At 69.5% G+C, this 17,992-nt stretch carries 22 protein-coding genes; 3 read left to right on the forward strand and 19 right to left on the reverse strand.

Going from position 1 to position 17,992, the window contains the following annotated elements; genetic code table 11:
- From H4281_RS22075 to H4281_RS22110, 8 genes are all read right to left on the reverse strand, one after another.
- The gene (locus tag H4281_RS22075; RefSeq protein ID WP_182892836.1) at positions 1-411 is read right to left on the reverse strand and encodes a VOC family protein; all 411 of its coding nucleotides are present in this window, start codon (positions 409-411) and stop codon (positions 1-3) included.
- Positions 412-543: 132 nt separating this feature from the next.
- Positions 544-1,287: an SDR family oxidoreductase gene (locus H4281_RS22080; RefSeq protein WP_182892837.1), complete on the reverse strand. Its 744-nt coding sequence runs from the start codon at positions 1,285-1,287 to the stop codon at positions 544-546.
- A gap of 3 nt (positions 1,288-1,290) precedes the next feature.
- Positions 1,291-1,815, reverse strand: a complete 525-nt coding sequence (locus H4281_RS22085) for a hypothetical protein (protein ID WP_220507670.1) — start codon at positions 1,813-1,815, stop codon at positions 1,291-1,293.
- Positions 1,816-1,833: 18 nt separating this feature from the next.
- Positions 1,834-2,469, reverse strand: coding sequence for a nucleoside/nucleotide kinase family protein (locus tag H4281_RS22090; RefSeq protein WP_009084950.1), 636 nt, complete (start codon positions 2,467-2,469; stop codon positions 1,834-1,836).
- Positions 2,466-3,332, reverse strand: coding sequence for a PfkB family carbohydrate kinase (locus H4281_RS22095; RefSeq protein WP_182893023.1), 867 nt, complete (start codon positions 3,330-3,332; stop codon positions 2,466-2,468). The genes H4281_RS22090 and H4281_RS22095 overlap by 4 nt, the downstream gene beginning before the upstream one ends.
- 7 nt (positions 3,333-3,339) lie before the next feature.
- On the reverse strand, positions 3,340-4,161 hold the full coding sequence (locus tag H4281_RS22100; protein ID WP_182892839.1) for an ATP-binding cassette domain-containing protein: 822 nt from the start codon (positions 4,159-4,161) through the stop codon (positions 3,340-3,342).
- Positions 4,158-5,147, reverse strand: a complete 990-nt coding sequence (locus tag H4281_RS22105) for an ABC transporter permease (RefSeq protein ID WP_182892840.1) — start codon at positions 5,145-5,147, stop codon at positions 4,158-4,160. Before H4281_RS22105 ends, H4281_RS22100 begins: the two co-directional genes overlap by 4 nt.
- Positions 5,144-6,163 (reverse strand): substrate-binding domain-containing protein, encoded by a 1,020-nt coding sequence (locus tag H4281_RS22110; protein WP_182892841.1) that lies wholly within the window; start codon positions 6,161-6,163, stop codon positions 5,144-5,146. The genes H4281_RS22105 and H4281_RS22110 overlap by 4 nt, the downstream gene beginning before the upstream one ends.
- A gap of 131 nt (positions 6,164-6,294) precedes the next feature.
- Here H4281_RS22110 and H4281_RS22115 point away from each other — a divergent pair, with 131 nt between their 5' ends.
- Both H4281_RS22115 and H4281_RS22120 read left to right on the forward strand, forming a co-directional pair.
- Complete coding sequence (locus H4281_RS22115) at positions 6,295-7,317, forward strand: LacI family DNA-binding transcriptional regulator (RefSeq protein WP_182892842.1); 1,023 nt, start codon at positions 6,295-6,297, stop codon at positions 7,315-7,317.
- A gap of 134 nt (positions 7,318-7,451) precedes the next feature.
- Positions 7,452-8,318 carry a LacI family DNA-binding transcriptional regulator gene (locus tag H4281_RS22120; RefSeq protein ID WP_182892843.1) on the forward strand — a complete coding sequence of 289 codons (867 nt, stop codon included), beginning with the start codon at positions 7,452-7,454 and terminating at the stop codon, positions 8,316-8,318.
- 3 nt (positions 8,319-8,321) lie between these two features.
- On the opposite strand, the gene H4281_RS22125 is transcribed toward H4281_RS22120, so the two are convergent.
- A complete protein-coding gene (locus tag H4281_RS22125; RefSeq protein ID WP_237597605.1) occupies positions 8,322-9,212 on the reverse strand; it encodes a glycoside hydrolase family 76 protein in 891 nt (296 codons plus the stop codon).
- 60 nt (positions 9,213-9,272) lie between these two features.
- Between H4281_RS22125 and H4281_RS22130 the strand changes: the two genes are divergently transcribed.
- Positions 9,273-9,602 carry a hypothetical protein gene (locus tag H4281_RS22130; protein ID WP_182893043.1) on the forward strand — a complete coding sequence of 110 codons (330 nt, stop codon included), beginning with the start codon at positions 9,273-9,275 and terminating at the stop codon, positions 9,600-9,602.
- A 336-nt stretch (positions 9,603-9,938) separates the two neighbouring features.
- On the opposite strand, the gene H4281_RS22135 is transcribed toward H4281_RS22130, so the two are convergent.
- The 10 genes from H4281_RS22135 to H4281_RS22180 all read right to left on the reverse strand — a co-directional run bounded on the left by H4281_RS22135 (position 9,939) and on the right by H4281_RS22180 (position 17,991).
- Positions 9,939-10,598, reverse strand: a complete 660-nt coding sequence (locus H4281_RS22135; RefSeq protein ID WP_182892844.1) for a TrmH family RNA methyltransferase — start codon at positions 10,596-10,598, stop codon at positions 9,939-9,941.
- Positions 10,599-10,614: 16 nt separating this feature from the next.
- A complete protein-coding gene (locus H4281_RS22140) occupies positions 10,615-11,013 on the reverse strand; it encodes a DUF2784 domain-containing protein (protein ID WP_067577513.1) in 399 nt (132 codons plus the stop codon).
- A gap of 490 nt (positions 11,014-11,503) precedes the next feature.
- On the reverse strand, positions 11,504-11,806 hold the full coding sequence (locus H4281_RS22145) for a hypothetical protein (RefSeq protein WP_182892845.1): 303 nt from the start codon (positions 11,804-11,806) through the stop codon (positions 11,504-11,506).
- The gene (locus H4281_RS22150; protein WP_182892846.1) at positions 11,803-12,165 is read right to left on the reverse strand and encodes an Asp23/Gls24 family envelope stress response protein; all 363 of its coding nucleotides are present in this window, start codon (positions 12,163-12,165) and stop codon (positions 11,803-11,805) included. Before H4281_RS22150 ends, H4281_RS22145 begins: the two co-directional genes overlap by 4 nt.
- The gene (locus H4281_RS22155) at positions 12,162-12,719 is read right to left on the reverse strand and encodes an Asp23/Gls24 family envelope stress response protein (RefSeq protein WP_182892847.1); all 558 of its coding nucleotides are present in this window, start codon (positions 12,717-12,719) and stop codon (positions 12,162-12,164) included. Before H4281_RS22155 ends, H4281_RS22150 begins: the two co-directional genes overlap by 4 nt.
- Positions 12,710-13,264, reverse strand: coding sequence for an RNA polymerase sigma factor (locus H4281_RS22160; RefSeq protein ID WP_037808869.1), 555 nt, complete (start codon positions 13,262-13,264; stop codon positions 12,710-12,712). Before H4281_RS22160 ends, H4281_RS22155 begins: the two co-directional genes overlap by 10 nt.
- Before the next feature lie 92 nt (positions 13,265-13,356).
- Positions 13,357-13,920: an orotate phosphoribosyltransferase gene (gene pyrE / locus H4281_RS22165; RefSeq protein ID WP_182892848.1), complete on the reverse strand. Its 564-nt coding sequence runs from the start codon at positions 13,918-13,920 to the stop codon at positions 13,357-13,359.
- A gap of 40 nt (positions 13,921-13,960) precedes the next feature.
- Positions 13,961-16,384, reverse strand: coding sequence for an ABC transporter permease (locus H4281_RS22170; protein ID WP_312872156.1), 2,424 nt, complete (start codon positions 16,382-16,384; stop codon positions 13,961-13,963).
- Positions 16,385-16,398: 14 nt separating this feature from the next.
- The gene (locus H4281_RS22175; protein WP_182892850.1) at positions 16,399-17,145 is read right to left on the reverse strand and encodes an ABC transporter ATP-binding protein; all 747 of its coding nucleotides are present in this window, start codon (positions 17,143-17,145) and stop codon (positions 16,399-16,401) included.
- A gap of 78 nt (positions 17,146-17,223) precedes the next feature.
- Complete coding sequence (locus H4281_RS22180; RefSeq protein ID WP_182892851.1) at positions 17,224-17,991, reverse strand: SDR family NAD(P)-dependent oxidoreductase; 768 nt, start codon at positions 17,989-17,991, stop codon at positions 17,224-17,226.
- Between the last annotated feature and the right edge of the window lies 1 nt (position 17,992).

Genomic DNA, 17,992 nt, shown 5'->3' on the forward strand with positions numbered 1-17,992 from the left:
TCAGGACGGGTCGGACCAGACTTCCAGCTGGATACCGTCCGGATCGCGGAACACGATCACCGCGGAGCCTTCGAAGGTCTGCGATTCCGTCGCGGGCAGGTAGGAAACGCCGTACTCCCGCAGGCGGTCCTCCCATTCGGCGACCTCGGCGCGGGACGACACCGAGAACGCGACATGGTCCAGACCAGTTCGTCTTTCGTCGAACGCGGGTCTCTCGGTGTCGGGATGCTGGACCAGCACGACGGAGAATCCGTCTCCCGCCGAACGCAGAACTACTTTGCGCACCCCGGTTTCCGGGTCTTCGCGCCGATGGCTTTCCTCGAGGTCGAGCACCCGGACGTACCAGGGAACACTTCGGTCCACATCGGTCACGGTGAGCGCCAGATGGTGCACAGACGTGAGCTTGGGCATGACTTTCGCGGCCGTCCTTTCAACCCCTCGTTCCAGACTCGCACACCGGGACAACCGCTACGGGCGAGTTGACCGAGTTCCGGGGTCAATCGTGATCTGCCCGTCTCCCGGCGTCTCACTGTCCGAGATGGATCAGCGGCCGCCGCCGACCTCCAGCACCGCGCCCACCGTGAAGGACGCCTCCGGGGAGAGCAGCCACAGCACGGCCGCGGCGATCTCTTCCGGCTGGCCCGCGCGCCGGAGCGGGATCACGGCGCTGAACCGCTCGGGCCGGTCCGGCATCCCCGCGGCGGCGTGCAATCCGGTCTCGACCAGGCCTGGCGACACGGCGTTGACCCGAATCCCCTCGTCGGCGACTTCCTGAGCGAGACCGAAGCTGAGCGTGTTGACCGCGGCCTTGGACGCCGCGTAGTGCACCCATTCGCCTGCCGACCCGGTCCGCGAGGCCGTGGAGGACACGTTCACGATCGCTCCGCCGGACCCGCCGTAGCGCGTCGACATCCGCCGCACCGCCTCCCGGCAGCACAGGAAAACGCCAGTGACGTTGATGTCCAGCACCCGCCGGACGGTCTCGGCGCTCTGCTCGTCGAGCCGGCCGGGGGTGTTGCCGGTGATGCCCGCGTTGTTCACCAAGCCGACAAGCAGCCCCAGCTCGGCCGCCGCCGAAAAAAGGCCGCTGACCTGCTGTTCGTCAGACACATCGGCACGGTGCGCAAGCGCTTGCGCACCGTGGGACCGCACCCGCTCGGCGACCTCCTCGGCCGGTGCCGAGTCGCCGGAGTAGTTCACCACCACGTCGTAACCGCGAGTCGCGGCCAGTTCACAGATCGCCGCGCCGATGCCCCGGCTGCCGCCGGTGACGACCAAAACCCCCACCGCTCACTCCCCGCTTGGCTTGAGCGGCTCGACGAACTGGGCGTCGAGCCAGCGCATCTGCGCCATCCACATCCACCACGTCGCGTCGTCCGGGCAGTGCTGCCCGTCCACCGCCTCGCCCCGCAGCCACGCTCCCAGCAGCGCGGTGATCGCCGTGCACACGTCGAGCAGCGCGCGTCCCCACCACCATTGGTGCGCCGGGGTGTGCAACTCCAGGACGCCGCCATGTTCCGGCAGCACCGACAACGCCCAGTCCAGCCGGGTCCGGACGTCCGCGAGCACCTGCGGCTCGAGCTGCGGTTCGCTGGTGGTCTCCTGCATCCGCTCCACCAGCAGCGCCAGCCGCGGATCCGCGACCGGTCCCGCGGGCTCGGACAACCGCCGGTCGACCAGCGCCCGCAACCCGTTCAGGTGGGTGCGGATGAGCGGGACGTACGGCGGATACAGCACGGCGATCCGGGCTTCGCCGGCCCGGTCCCAGGTGACCGCGCCGGCGTAGGGATCCGTCGTCGCCGGATCGGAGAACATCACCTGCGCTGAGCCTGCTCAGAGGGCGAAATTCGTCAGCGGCAGGTTCTCGAGCACCAGGTCGGCCCGGTCCCGGGTGTTCGCGATCAGGTCCGCGTTGCGCTGGTCGGAACCGAGCGCGCGCTGCCGGGCCTCGACCAGCGAACGGCCGTAGCGCCGGTGCCGGGACACCAGCCGTTCGATCCGCTCCGGCTCGTCCGGGGCAAGGAACCACGCCTCGGTCAGGTACTGCCGCACGCCGCTCCACGGGTCGTCCGGGAGCAGCAGGTAGTTGCCCTCGGTGATGACCAGCTGCACCTCGGGCGCGACCGGGACCGCGCCGGCGATCGGCTCCTCGATCTCGCGGCGGAACTCCGGCGCGTACACCGTCTCGCGGCCCTCGGCGAGCCGGCGGATCAGGTGCACGTAGCCGGCGGCGTCGAAGGTGTCCGGCGCGCCCTTGCGGTCGGTGCGACCGAGCCGCTGCAGTTCGACCTGGGCCAGGTGGAAACCGTCCATCCCCACGACCGCGGCCCGCGAACCGAGCGCGTTGGCGATCGCCCAGGCCAGCGTGGTCTTTCCGGAGGCGGGCGCGCCGATGATGCCGAGCACGTGCCGTTCCCGCGGTTTGGCCAGCTTCTCGGCCCGCGCCAGCAGATCCTCGAACGCCGTCATCGCACTCCCTCTTCTCTGCTCTTCGCCAGTTCCCCGACCGGTCCGGTCCACGAACGCGGACCCACGTGCCGGACCCGTTCCGCTGCCACCGCGTTCGCGTATCCGATCCAGTCGGCGACCGCGCCTTCCCGGGTCGCGACCGCGTACGCGAGCGCACCGTGCCACACGTCTCCGGCCCCCAGGGTGTCCCGCGCTTCGACGAGCGGCACGGGGACCTGCCCAGAGTCTTCCGTAGTGCTCCAGGCGACCGGCTCCGGGCCTGCCGTCGTGATCGTCACTGACACTCCGCGTTCGGCCAAACTCGGTGCGGGAGCACGGAACCGCGCGGAACAGGCTGCCACGTGGACCAGTGGCAGCAACTGGTCCAGTACCGGTTTCCAGCTGCCCGCGTCGAGGATGACCGGCACTTCGCGGGCGCGGGCTTCCTCGGCGACAGCAAGCGCTAGCTCGGGATGGTGGCCGTCGACGAGGACGGCGTCCACGCGGTCGAAAACCGGGGCGAGGTCAGGCAGTTCCAGCGGTTTGTCGGCGGCGGCGTTGCGGGAAACGACGGTGCGTTCGCCGTCGCCGTCCCGCACCACGACCGCGCTGACCGGCGGTGCCTGCGTGCGTTCTGGAGCGAGATCGACCAGGTCGACGCCGCAGGCTTCGAGGTCGGCCCGGGCGAGCGCGGCCAGCGGGTGGGTACCGAGGGCCGTCAGGAGGATCGCTTCGGCTCCGAGCGCCGCGACGGTCACCGCGGCGTTCGTCGCCGGCCCACCGGCCGCGACATCCACCTGCAATGACTGCACTTTCTCGCTCGGCTCCGGGAATTCCGCGACCCGCTGTACGACATCGACGGTGCACAACCCCGCCAGCAGCACTCGCACGTCAGGTCAACCCGGCGTGCGTGGTGGACGCGACCTCGACGACTTCGCCGTTCTCGTCGAGCTTGAGCGCACCGGTGAGCAGGCCGACCACCTGGTTCATGCTGTGTGTCTTCGGCGTCACCACGGCGACGCGCTTGCCGAGCCGGTGCACGTGGATCCGGTCGGCGATTTCGAAGACGTGCGGCATGTTGTGGCTGATCAGCACCACCGGCAGGCCGCGGTCGCGGATCCGGCCGATCAGTTCCAGCACCTTCGCGGACTCCGCGACGCCCAGCGCGGCCGTCGGCTCGTCCATGATCACCGCTTTGGTGCCGAACGCCGCCGCGCGCGCCACCGCGACGCCTTGCCGTTGCCCGCCGGACAGCGTTTCCACCAGCTGGGTAATGGATTTGACCTTGATGCCGAGATCGTCCAGGATCCGCTGCGCCTCGGTGCGCATGGTCGCGGTGTCGAGCTTGCGCAACCCGATGCCGAACGGTCCCTTCAGCCGCTTTTCCCGGCCCAGGAACATGTTCGACGCGATGTCCAGCGCCGGCGCGACCGCCAGATCCTGGTACACCGTCTCGATTCCGTAGTGCCGCGCGTCCAACGGGGACTTGAAGTGGACCGTCTTGCCGTCCACTTTGATCTCGCCGGCATCCGGCACCACCGCGCCGGACAACGCCTTGATGAGACTGGACTTTCCGGCCCCGTTGTCGCCGACCACGGCGAGCACTTCGCCGGGGTAGAGGTCGAAATCGGCGCCGTCGATGGCGGTGACCCGGCCGTAGCGCTTCACCAGGCCGCGTGCGGAAAGAGTCGGCTGCTGCTGCGTAGTAGTCATGACTGCTGCTGCCTCCGTGCGATCCGGTCCACGACCACCGCGGCGATCAGCAACGCGCCGGTCGCCAGGTCCTGGTAGTTGCCGTCCACGCCCATCTGCGTCAGTCCCGACCGCAGCACCGCGACGACCAGCGCGCCGAACAGCGTGCCCAGCACCGAACCGCGTCCGCCGAACAGGCTCGTGCCGCCCAGCACCACCGCGGTGATCGAGTCGAGGTTGCCGAGCTGGAACTGGTTCGGGTCGGCGTTCGGCGTGCGGCCGAGCGCCTGCCACGCGGCGATGCCGAAGCACAGACCGGCGACCAGGTAGACCGACAGCACGGTGCGGTTGACCTTGATCCCGGACAGCCGCGCGGATTCCGGCGCGTTGCCGACGGCGTAAACGTGCTTGCCCCAAGCGGTTTTCGTGAGCGCGTACCAAACGGCGAGGAACATGAGCAGTGCGAGCGTCATGCCGTAGGTGATCGGGATGCCGCCGAAGAGGTACCGCTTCGTGCCGAGCCAGGTGAGCAGCCCGTCGGACACCGGAACCGCCTGGCCGCCCGCGATCAGCTTCGCCACCGCGGTCAGGCCGGTGAACGTGCCGAGCGTGATGATGAAGGCGGGCAACTTGATCCGCGTCGCCAGGGTGCCGATGAACAGGCCGACGAGGACGGTGAGCACGACGCCGGCCAGCAGCGCGAAGAAGACGTTCGTCACTGCCGCCAGTTTCGCCATCACCAGCGTCGCCACGACCATCGACGACGCGTTGGACAGGTCGATGCCCGCGATCAGGATGATCAGCGTCTGGCCGAGCGCGAGCGTGCCGACCACCAGCGATTGCTGGACCACTGTGGACAGATTGTCCAGGTCGAAAAACGTGTCCGTGGCGAAGGAAAACACCACGACCGCCACGACCAGCGCCAGCGCGGGACCGACCGCCGGCGCGCGGAGGAAGAACTCGCCGAGCGTTTCGCGCTCGCGGTTGGTGACCGTCGCGCTCGTCATTTCCCGCCTCCCCAGCAGTTCTGCAGACCCCAGGCGGTGTCCTTGCTCGGCACACCCGGCATCGGGTGGTCGGTGATCGCGGTCGAGCCGGTGTTGACGAACCCGCTCGGCTTCTTCCCGGTCTTCGCGTACTCGACCGCCGCGAGCACGCCCTGTTCGGCCATCTTCCGCGGGAACTGCATCACGGTGACGGCGAACTGGCCGTTCTTGACGTTCTGCACGCCCTCGCAGCCGCCGTCGATGGAGCCGACGGTGAGCTGAGCGTTGAGCCCGCGAGCCTTCAGCGCCGCGTACGCGCCGCGGCCCATCGGCTCGTTCATCGTGTACACGGCGTTGAGGTCGGTGGTGCGCTGGAGGAGGTTCTCCATGCCCTGCTGGGCGAGGCTCTGGTCGCCGTTGGCGTTGGTGTGGCCCTTGATCTCCGGCGCGCCGTCCTTGAGCCCGATGCCCTTGAGGAAGCCGCCGTGCCGCTGGGTGTCGACCGAACTGCCCGCGGTGCCGTCGACCATCAGAAGCTTCGGGTCCGCACCCTTGAGCGCCGCCTTGACGTACGCGCCCTGCTGCTCGCCCGCCGCGAAATTGTCGGTGGCGAAGGTGGCGTCGACCGCGTCCGGCGGTTCGGTGGCGGTGTCGAGGGCGATCACCAGAATGCCTGCGTCGCGGGCGTCCTTGATGGCCTTGAGCACGCCGGTCGACGAGCTCGGCGTGATCAGGATGGTGTTGACGCCCTGCTGCATCAGGTTCTCGATGGCACGCACCTGACCGTCGTTGTCGCCGTCGAACTGGCCGGCGAGCGCGCTGAAGTCAGCGCCGTTGGCCTTGGCCGCGGCGGACGCGGCGTTGCGCAGTTCGACGAAGTACGGGTTGGTGTCGGTCTTCGTGACGAGGCCGACCTTGGCCTTGCCGCTGCCGCCGGTTTTGGAGCTGCCGCCCCAGTGGCGTTCGACGGTGCACCCGGCGGTGGAGACCGCGACAGCGGCCGCCAAGGCGAGTGCGGTGAGACTCCGGTGTCTCATGGAGATGCCCTCCGAATCGAGGTGCGAGCTTGCCGATGGACGGGAAGGTAGACAGACTCTGTGCTAGACGCAAGCGTTTGCGCAAACGCTTGCCAACGCTCCTGGTTTCGCTCTCCCGATGAAGGACAGACATGCCGCGACCTCGCTCGACCCGCCCGACCCAGCGCGACATCGCCGAAATGGCGGGAGTGTCGATCACGACGGTCTCGCACGTCGTCAACGGCACGCGGGCGGTGGCTGAGGAGACGAAAGCCGCGGTGCTGCGGGCGATCGAGACCACCGGGTACACCGGCGACGCGATCGCACGCTCACTGGTCACCGGGGGTACGCGCTCCATCGGGATGGCGATCTCGCTGGTCGCGAACCCGTACTTCGCGGCGCTGATGCACGCGATCGAGCGAGAGGCGTCGGCGAACGGATACACCGTGCTGCTCGCGGACACGCACGACACCGCGGGCACCGAACGGGACGTGGTGCGCGCGCTGCGGTCGCGCCGGGTCGACGGCCTGCTGATCACACCCGCTCCCGGCGACGGGTCGGTGCTGGGCGAACTGGTGTCGCTGGACGTGCCGACCGTGCTGATGGACCGGCTCACCACCCGGACCGACATCGACCAGGTCGGCGCCGAGAACATCCAGGCGACCTCGGCGCTGACCGCGCATCTGGCGTCGCTGGGCCATCGCCGGATCGGCATGATCTCCGGCGCGCCCGGGCTCACGACGAGCGACGAACGCGTGCTGGGCTACCGGCTCGGACTCGGCCGGTCGGGCTTGAGCTGGTCGCCGGATCTGGTGGCGTGCGGACAGTCCTCACGCGACGGTGGCGGCTTGGCGCTGAGCACGCTGCTGGCGCTGCCGGATCCGCCGACCGCGCTGGTGGTGGCGAACGACAGCATGATGGTCGGCGTGCTGCACGAGGCGCGGCGGCGGGGTTTGCGGATCGGCCAGGACCTGCCGGTGGTGGTGTACGACGACGTCGAATGGGCCGATCTCGTGGACCCGCCGCTGACGACCATGGCCCAGCCGATCGACGAAATCGGCCGCCGGGCGGTGCAACTGCTGCTCGCTCGACTGGCGGATCCCGGACGGCCCGCCGAGACTGTGCGGTTGCCGCCGACCTTGCGGCACCGGGCTTCGTGCGGGTGCGCGTCCTGACTGCCCCGCGTAACCAGGCACGCAGCCGTTCACTCACCTCAGTGATTCTCGGGACCCGATCGTCTCGGACCCTCTCTTGTGCGGCACGACAGTGGCTACTGTTGGGTAGGTAACGACGACGAGGGCCATGAGAAATGACCGTTCTGGCGCCGGAGGTCTCCCACTGGGACCTGCCGGTCACCCATCGGTTCGGGGTGGCATTGGGGAGGCACGCCAGCCCGTACCACGACCAGCTGCTGCGTGCCATCCGCGGCGCTGCCGCGCGGGCGGGCTGCGACCTGCTGCTGGCCGACACCAGCGACTGCCCGCGCGAGGAAGCCGAAGTGCTGCGCGCACTTCAGGCGGATCACGTCGATGGCGTCCTTCTGGTGCCCGCTCCCGGTGACGAGGCTGTCGTGAACGGACTCGTGCGCACTGGGGTGCCCACGGTCCTGGTCGACCGGATCGCCGGCCGCAACGACGTCGACCAGGTCGGTTCGGAGAACTTCCAGGCCATGTCCGCGCTGGTCGAACATCTGGCCTCGCGACGGCACCGGCGGATCGCGCTGATCACCGGCACCGAGGGCACCACGGTGAGCGAAGAACGCGCCCTGGGATACCGCCTTGGCCTTGGCCGCGCCGGGCTGCGATACCACCCGGAACTGGTGGCGTCCGGCCAGTCCACCGCAGGCGGCGCGGCGCGCGCTGCCGCCAAACTCCTGGACGGCTGGCCTTCGCCGACCGCCCTGGTGGTCGCTGGCGAGGCGATGCTGATCGGCGTGCAGTGGGAAGCACACCGCCGCGGCATCCGGATCGGATCGGAACTGGCGGTCGTCGGTTACGGCGACATGGACTGGGCGCGCACGGTTTCGCCTGGCGTGACGACGATGGCGCAGCCTATCTCGGAAATCGGCCGCCGGGCGGTGCAGTTGCTGCTGGCGCGCTGCCGCGAGCCGGAGCGCCGGCCGGAGTCCGTCCGCCTCGCGCCGCGGTTCCTGCACCGCGCTTCGTGCGGCTGCTGAGTTTCACAGCGTTGCCGCGGCCTCCAGCAGCATCCACCCTCCAATTTGGACAGACAGATCCCGTTCCGCCTTGCCCGGCGGATTCGGTGCCGACCTATCCCAGTACGCGCTGAACAACGGTCCGGTTTTCTCCTGCGCCGCACCGTTCCAGCACGCTTCCGCCGATTTTTGCACGATCCCCTTCGCCGTTTCGGCTTCCGCCCTGGGCAGGTTTTTCGCCGCGAGCGCCAGGTAGCGGGCGGCGATCGCCGAGAAGAGTCCGCCGTCGCCACCCTCCGAACCGGGGAGGATTCCCTCTGGCGCCATGTGCTTCTCCACCGCCCGGATCGTGCGCGCGGCGTCGTCCCAGCGGGACTGTTCCAGGCATGCGCCGAGGTAAACCCCTTGGCAGTACGAGAAAATATGCTTGACCACTTCGCCGGTGTCCGCCCGGACCCCGTCCCAGACGAGGCCGGTCTCCGGGTCGACCAGGGTCTCGGTGAGCCATTGCGTCATGGCGCCGGCGCGTTGTTGATCACCCTTCCGGGCGTGAAAGATAGCGGCCGGACCGTTGGCGGGGGTATTCTTGAAGGAGTCGCCGCGCCGCCACCAAATTCCCCCGCCAAGGTCTTGTGTCCAGCCTTCGTGCAGCCGTGCGCCGATAGCCTCGATCGGTTCGTCCACTGTGGATAGTTGGAGTTGGCGTACTCGCTGCAGCGCGAGCCCTAGCCAGGCTATGTCGTCGTAGTAGTCGTTGACCCAGGAACCGAAATTGCGCCGGTGCACGGTCGTGATGAAGCGGTTGATCAGCTGTGCGCGTTCTTGGGTGGGCTGGCGGAGCTGGGCGTCGACGAGGCTGTCGAGGAGATGGGCCTGCCACCAGTAGTTCCAGTGCCAGTGCAGCCGTTGGCTCATGGTGGGCGGCCAACCGCTGCGGCCGAGGACGGTGCCGGGGAGGGCCCACAGGCGGCGGAGGTGCCTGGCACAGACTGCCCGCTCAGCGGCGGCAGCACGGTCGACGGCGGCGGCACGGTCAACCGCTTCGGCACGCCCAGCCGCGTCAGCACCGCCAACAGCGACCGCACGCCCAACCGCGTCAGCACGCCCAGCCGCGTCAGCACCGCCAACAGCGACCGCACGCCCAGCCGCGTCAGCACCGCCAACAGCGACCGCACGCCCAACCGCGTCAGCACGCCCAGCCGCGTCAGCACCGCCAACAGCGACCGCACGCCCAGCCGCTTCGGCGCGGTCAACTGGCTGAGCGGTGTTCTTGGCCGGGTTGGCCGGACCCTCAGCCGCCGCTGAAGGTTCAACAGGGTCTGTCGCACCCCCGGCCGCCTTCGCCGCATCCTTGGCCGGATTCGCCGCGCCCTCAACCGCGTTCGCCGCGCGATCGGCAGGGCCGACCGGGCGCGCCATGGCAGGGCGGGCCTGATCGCCGCGGGCAGTGGAGTCGGCTGGCTCGGATGAATCGGCGGTCATGGGTCGATTCTGCCTGTGCTGCGGCGAACTTGCCTCTCCACGCCGATCCCGGACGCCTGCGAGCACGCCGAACCGCGCGGGCGGCAGTGGGGCGGGATTCTCGTGAGTGTTTGTCCCGGTTCTAACCGTTGCAAACACTCACGAGCACGCGGTCGCCGGTCACCAGGCTTGGGACAGGTCCGCGTGCTGGCGGATCCACGCGTGCATCACGATGCCCGCCGCGACGCCCGCGTTAATCGACCTTGTCGTGCCGAACTGGGCGATGGACACCACTTTCGCGGAGTCGGCCTGGGCGGCTTCAGACAAACCCGGGCCTTCCTGGCCGAACAGCAGCAGGCACTTCCGGGGCAACTCGGCGGTTTCCACCGGCTCGGCACCGGGAGTGTTGTCCACCGCTACCACCGTCAAGCCCTCCGCGGTGGCGAATTCCAGCAGGCTCGCGACGTCCTCGTGGTGGCGGAGGTGCTGGTAGCGGTCCGTCACCATGGCGCCCCGGCGGTTCCAGCGGCGGCGGCCGACTATGTGCACTTCCGCGGCGGCGAAGGCGTTCGCGGTGCGGACGACCGTGCCGATGTTGTGGTCGTGCTGGAAGTTCTCGATCGCGACGTGGAACGGGTGCCGTCGAGTGTCCACATCGGACACGATTGCCTCGCGGCGCCAGTAGCGGTAGGCGTCGACCACGTTGCGGCGGTCGCCGTTGGCCAGGAGGTCGGGGTCGTAGCGCGGGTCGTCCGGCCAGCTTCCTGGCCAGGGGCCTACGCCTACCTCCTCGCGGTTCACCCACTCGGTGGGGCCCGCTTCGGGTTGTTCCGTCGTCACGAAGGACGATTCTCGCTCAGCCCAGGCTGACGCCGTGCGCCGGACTGTCGTCGTGACGGTGGCGCCACCTCAAGTAGGCACCCAGGTAGGAGATCACCAGCACCGCCAGCGCCACCACGACCACCACCGGCAGCAGCGAGCGCGGGATCACCGTGCCGTAGAGGTAATACGCGTTGAACCCGCCTGGCAGGTCGCCGAGACCCTGCTGATGCCGGAAGAAATCCTCCAGCGCGGTGAGCGGGCACGGAATCGGCGTGACGTTGACCAGCACGCCCCACACCGCGAAGAAAATGTGCACGAAAATAACCTTCGGCCATCGCCACGCGAGGAAGCCGCCGAAGCCGATGAAGAGCAGGGCCAGTACGTGCACCGCCACGGTGACGTCGGCGAGAACGTGCGCGACCGTCGTGTCCACCTTCGCCCCCTTCCCAGTGCACCTACCAGCGACGTTACTCCGATTACCCGCCCAGAGAGCGGGAAATAGGGGGACCTGATGTGATGTTCGACCCACCGGAGCAACGAGTTCACCCGGCAGGTAACGGAGGGATCACTCCGGGTAGGAGACACTCCGGAACACGTGCACGAGTGGACCCGACGCGCGGTAAATGACTCCGTTCCGTGCACGCGGACGGGGACGCGAATCGCCGGAGAAAGCGGGCGGAAACGCGGTTGACAAACGCGGGAGAGGGAACTCGGCCTGTGCCGTCGACCCCGGACAGAGGATGACTGCGAAGGCGTCGGGCGGGAGGGCATCGCCGTCCGCCCAGCCAGCCTCGGAGTCGGCGTCAAAAGTCGCCTCGAAGGCCACGTCGGCGGGGTGCGCCAACTCGATCGATGCCGAGAACGGCCTCGCCGCCCTAGGAGTTCGCGGGTCGAAGCTGACGTACCGGCAGGGGAGACAGCGTTCAGTCAGCGAACGCCGACCCGTCGATGTCGGTCACTACCAAGCGGATGCGCGCGTCCGCCCACTCCGTCCCGTCGAGCACTTCACGCACTCGAGCCTCGGCGGCCGAGAGCAACGGCGGCAGCGGCAACCGCAAAGCCACCAACCGAACTTCCACCGACTCCGCGGTCAGATCTACCGAGCCACCAGCGGGATCGGTCGGGAGCCAGCTGATCTCCGCGGCCGCGCTCGTCGCGGGGCGGAGGCCGTCGACTGATGCCAGGGCGTCGGCGAGTCGTCCGGCCAGCGAACGCGGATCGGTCACTGCCACCCCACTTCGATGTCCAAAATGGACACTCGCACGGCGTCCACGGAGCGGCCGGTCTGCGCGAGGACTTCCCGGAATACCGCGCGCTGCACGGCGCGGCCCACGGCGGCGGCTTGGTCCGCGCCCGAGATGATCACGTCGACCTCGACCGTCAGGCGGTCCTCGTGGGCGCGGACCCGGACGCCGTCCGCGGGGGCCGGTTCCAGGCCTTTCCAGCGTTGCCGGGCCTCGCGGGCCCAGGCGGTCGCCAAACCGCGCAGGCCGGGTTCCAGGCGCACGACTCCGGCGGTTTCGGCGGCCGCGCGGGCGGCAACGCTCGCGATCACCGGGGCGGCGATCACGTATTCGGCGGTCATTCCCCGTCCTCGTACACGTCTTCCACCAGCAGATCCAGGCTGATCAACGAGATACCCACTCGCGAGGTCGCGGCAGCGGACACCAGTTCTCGTACGCGGGCCAACGTGTCAGCGCCGCTCGTGTTCCCCAGGCGCGTCGCGAGGGTGAGTTCGACCTCGACCTGAGCCGCGCCGGAAGAGTCGACGCCGACCTTGCGCACCCGGACCCGGCGGGCGCGGACGTCGCCGGCGGAGTCGGCCGCATAGCGGAGCACGACCGCGACGGCTTGCTCGCTCACCTCGACCGAACCAGGTTCGGCGGCGGAAAGATCCAGCATCTGGCCGCGGCGCACCTCGGCGCGGACGGCCGACATGATCCGGCCTACCAGGTCCGGCGGGGTCGGGTCGGGCTCGTCGATCAGCTCCTGCGTCGCCGAGCGCAGGGCGAGCAGGCTTTCCCGCGCGGTGCGGCAATGGACGCACTCCGCCTGGTGGTCGTCGGCCTCGTCCAGGTTCTCCCAGAGCGTTTCCAGTTCCCGGCCGCACGGCAATTCGTAGTCCTGGTTCACCTCCACGGCTTCATCACCTCCGCCAGCTGCGCACGGGCCCGGGCGATGCGCCCCCGGACCGCGGTGGGGTTCGCGCCGACGATCTCGCTGATCTCGTCGTACGACCGGCCGTGCACCTCACGCAACAGCCAGCACGCCCGTTGCTGCGGGGTGAGCGTCTGAAGCGCCTCGTCGAGCGCCGCGAGCTGGCCGCTGACCTGCACCGCGTGCTCGGGTTGCGTGTCGCGGCGCGGCGATTCGGCGAGGTCGAGGTCGACATCGGCCTGCGGGCGGCGCGCCCGGATCACGTTGAGGCAGCGGTTGGTCGTTCCGCGGTAGAGCCACCCGACGAACGCGTTGTCGTCGTTCAGCTGCGCCAGCTTCCGCCACGCGCCGAGGAACGCTTCCTGCACTACGTCCTCGGCGTCGCCGCGGTGATGCAGCATTTTCAGGGCAAGCCGGAACATCGGGCCCTGATAACGCTGCACGAGCTGTTCGTACGCGCGCACGTCGCCGTCTCGCGCACGGCCGACGAGGGTGGCGTCGTCGAGCGGGACACTGGTCGTGGTCACGGCACCCCCTTCCGTTAGGGGGACACCGCGTGGCGGGCATTCGTCACGCACGCATTGTGAGTGACTGTGCTCACTCGCGCTCGGCCGAGCACTCAGTCGAGGCCGAGATCGTCCTTGCTCAGCAGGTACCGGTACTCGAGCCCGGCCTTCTCGATGGCTTCCCGCGCGCCGGTGTCGCGGTCGACGACCGTCGCGACGCCGACCACGGTGGCCCCGCCTTCGCGCAGCGCCTCGACCGCGGTGAGCACGCTGCCGCCGGTGGTGGAGGTGTCCTCGACGGCCAGCACCCGCTGCCCGCGCACCTCCACACCCTCGATCCGGCGCTGCATCCCGTGTTCCTTGATCGCCTTGCGGACGACGAACGCGTCGAGCACTACGCCCTCGGCGGCGGCGGAGTGCAGCATCGCCAGCGCCACCGGGTCCGCGCCGAGGGTGAGCCCGCCGGTCGCGACGTAGTCCCAGTCAGCGGTGAGCTGCCGCAGCAGCTTGCCGATGAGCGGGGCGGCCGCGTGTTGCAGCGTCGCCCGCCGGAGATCGACGTAGTAATCGGCTTCCTTGCCCGAGGCCAAGGTGACCTTGCCGTGCACGACGGCCAGTTCGCTGACCAGCCTGGCCAGTTCGAGCTTCGCAGTTTGATCCAACCCGGGGTACGCCACGGCCGAGAGTCTTACACACGGCACCGACAACTTCCGCGCGTCACTCCCCGGTCGCGACGGCCGTCACCGGACGCGTCCGCGTCGCCACCCAAGCGGGCAGGACCGCGGCGGTCAGCGCGAGCACGATCGCGGTCGCGATGATCACCAGGTACACCGACACCGGACCCTCCGGAAGCACCCGGCCGGTCGCGACGAGACAGAACGGCACGATCGCGCCCGCGGACACCACGGTGCCTGCCACGATGCCGATCGCGGCGATCAGACCGCCTTCGCTCGCGGCCATCCGCAGCACCTGGCCGCGGGTGAAGCCGCCGAGCCGTTGCAGGCCGAACTCCCTCCGGCGGCGCGAGGTGGCCATGACCAGGGTGTTCACCACGGAGATCACCGTGTAGCCGACGATCATGCCGACCAGCAGGTAGTTCACCCACGCGCCGGTCTCGTCGTTCTTGGCGTTCGCGGCGGCCAGCGTGCTCCGGTCGCCGACCGACACCGGGAGACCCGCGGTCGCGGCGGTCAGGCTGCGCGTCAGCCGGGCCTGGTCGACCCCGGGCGCGGCACGGACGAGCACCTGCCGGGCGAGACCGGACGTGGTGTGCCCGGCGAGCAGGTCGGCGGGCAGCAGGAGCTGTTCGGCTCCGGCCCGCTGGTGCACGATCGCGACGATGCGCAGGGTCCGGTCGCTCCCGTCGCCGAGACGGAGCGTGACGGATTCGCCGACCGATCGCGACACCTCAGCGGTGTCCGGCAACGCGACCGTGTCGCCGGTGAGGTCGACGAGGTTGCCGCGCACGACCGTGGCGGCATTGGTCGACCCGTCGGTGAGGCCGAGCGCCGGGTAGCCCTTCTTGGTCTGGTTCTCGTCGAACGGCGCGGTGATGAACGCGCGGCTGGCGATGTACGGCGAGACCGCCGCGACGCCTTCCGCGTGCCGGATCCGGTCGATGGCTTCGGGAGAAACCCCGGTCGGGCCCGCGACGACCGCGTCGGCGCGGAGGTCTTCGGCGAAGGCCTGCGCGGAAGCGGCGGTGGTCGTGGTCTGCAGGTAGATGTTGGCGGTCGCGATTCCGACCGCGAGCATGATCGGCGTGACCGCGCCTGCCACCCGGGTGGCCGCGTTGCGCGTGTTGGTGATCGCCAGCCAGCCGGTGACGCCGCTGAACAGCCGCATCGGGCCCTGCAACAGGATCGCGGTCAGCTTCGTGACGCCAGGGCTGATCATCGCGACGCCGACCGCCCACAGCATCACCGCCGGACCCGCCGTGCTCGCCGCGATGGGTCCCGTCATCACCGCGAGCGTGACTATGCCCAGCGCGGTCCCGCCGCCGAAGCACAGCAGCGCGACGATCAGTCGCAGCGGTGTCAGCCAGCCGCGCGGCACGGAGGCTTCGGCGAGCGCCTCGGTCGGCCGGATGCGGCCGACCCGGAATCCGGCCACCAGCGCGGAAATCCCGACGGCGAGCAGCGTCGCGCCCGCCGCGATGATCATCGGGATCCAGCCCTGGTGGAACTGCACGGCGGGGGAGATGAACCCGCCCGAGGTGAACTGCTCGAACAGCCACCGGCCGAACACCGGACCGAGCGCGGCCGCGGCTGCGGTCGCGAGCACGCCGATGACCAGCGCTTCGCCGAGAACCATGCGCCGCAGCTGCCGCGGCGTCGTGCCGATCGCGCGCAGCAAGGCCAATTCACGCTGCCGCTGGCGCACCGACAGCATCAGCGTGCTGGCGATGACGAACACCGCGACTGAAATCGAAAGTCCGCCCGCGACGCCGGACAGCGGGATCAGCCGGCCGCCGCTCGCCTGCGCTTCCGGGAATTCGGCGAGGCCGCGCTCATCCCCAGTCAGCACGGACACCCCCGATCCGAGGTGCAAGGCGGCCGGATTGTCAGTGACGACACCGAAATAGTCGACCTTGCCGGGGTGGCCGGAGAGCTGATCGGCGACATTGTCGGCGAAGAACGCGTCGGGACGGTCACTGATCTGAGCGACGCGGTATTGGCGCATCGACCCCTGCACCGCAATGTCCACAGTAGATCCAACTGACACGCCGCTGGCAGCGGGCAGCACCACTTCGTCGGCTCGCGGCGCAGGACCGGGCAACCGAGCGGACTCCCAGCCGTGCGCGACAAGAGGCTTCTTCCCCAGCGATACCGGGAAACTCACCTCTCCGACCACAGTGGACACACCGGGCGTCGCTCGGATCGTCTCCGCCAGCGACCGGTCCAGCCGGACCCGCTCCGGCAGCGCGACCGACTGCGTCTTGGGCTTCTCGGAATTCTTCCGCAGCTCGAAATCCTGTTGTCCGGCAACGACAGCCGGCGCCCAGGCGAGCCGGTGCGGCGGAGCGGCGGACCGGATCCCGGTCTCCATCAGACCGGCGCAGGCGGACACGATCACCGCGCCGAGGAACGCGGCCACGAACGCGGCGATGAACCCGCCGGTGCGGAAACGCAAGGTACGCAAGGCAAGACTGAACATCAGAAACCGCCCACCGGCATCCGGTCGGCCCAGGCGCCGAGGTGCGTCATGCGTTCGGCGACGGCCGTCGCGGTCGGCCGGTGCAGTTCACCGGCGACGCGGCCGTCCGCGAGGAAGACAACCCGGTCCGCATAGGAGGCCGCGACGGGATCGTGCGTCACCATCACGACGGTCAGGCCGCCGCGCACCGATTCCGAAAGCAGGCCAAGGATTTCGCCGGCGGTACGGGTGTCGAGCGCGCCGGTCGGTTCGTCGGCGAACAGCACCGCCGGACGGCTGACCAGCGCGCGAGCGATCGCGACCCGCTGCTGCTGACCGCCGGACAGCTGACCCGGCAGGTGCTTGCGCCGGTCGCTCAGCCCGACATGCCCGAGCATCTCCGCGACGCGGCGGCGGTCCGGACGACGGCCGGCCAGCCGCAGCGGCAGCACGACGTTCTGCTCGACGGTCAGCGCGGGCAGCAGGTTGAACGCCTGGAAGACGAACCCGACCTTGTCCCGGCGCAGCTTCGTCAGCTGCGTTTCGGAGAGCTTGCCCAGCTCCTGGTCGTCGAGCAGGACCGAACCGCTCGTCGGCCGGTCGAGTCCGGCCGCGCAGTGCAGGAACGTGCTCTTGCCCGAGCCCGACGGGCCCATCACCGCGGTGAACCCGCCGCGCGGAAAGGACAGGCTCACCCCGTCCAGTGCCGTGACCCGGCCGTATTCCTTGCGGACGGATTCGAGCCGCACCGCTTCCCCAGTCGCCATGGGGAAAACGCTATGGCCTGCCGGGGGAAAACACCCTGGGGCGCACACGCCGGGACGGGGTAGGGCTGTCCCTACCTCTCAGGTGCGGCGGCGGTTGCCGAACCCGCCCGCGAGCTTGCGCAGCACCGGACGCGGCAGCAGTCCGCCGATCCCGACCAGGGCCTTGTACTGCAGGCTCGGCACCGAGATCACCTTGCCGCGGCGCAGGTCAGCGAGGGCTTCGTCGACGACCTGGGCCACGTCGAGCCAGAAGGCCTTCGGACCCTCCCGTTGCAGACCGGCGCGCTCGTGGAACTCGGTGTGGGTGAAGCCGGGGCACAGCGCCATCATCCGCACGCCCTTCGGCAGCGACATCGCGATGCCCTCGGTGAACGACGTGACCCAGTTCTTGCTGGCGGTATAAGTCGAGCCGCGGCCGGAGAAGAAGCCGGCGACACTGCTGACATTGATCACGGCACCGCGGCCGCGCTCGACCATGCCCGGCAGCGCCGCCCGGGTCAGCTGCAGCACGGCGGTCACGTTCACGTCGAGCTGACGCTGCAGGTCCTCGGCCGGGATCTCCCAGAACTCGCCGCTCAGCCCGAAGCCGGCGTTGTTGACCAGCAGATCGACCGGCCGGGTTTCGAACAGATCGGCGACCCGGCCCCGGCCGTCCACTTCGGACAGATCGGCGGGCAGCACGGTCACCTCGACGCCGTGCTCCGCGCGCAACTGCCCGGCCAGCGCGTTCAGCCGGCCCTCGTCCCTGGCGACCAGGACGAGGTCGTGCTTCTCGGCGGCGAGCCGGCGCGCGAATTCCGCCCCGATGCCCGCGGTGGCCCCGGTGATCATGGCTGTGGTGGTCATG

The sequence above is a fragment of the Amycolatopsis dendrobii genome (genome assembly GCF_014145675.1).
Taxonomy (GTDB): Bacteria; Actinomycetota; Actinomycetes; order Mycobacteriales; family Pseudonocardiaceae; genus Amycolatopsis; species Amycolatopsis dendrobii.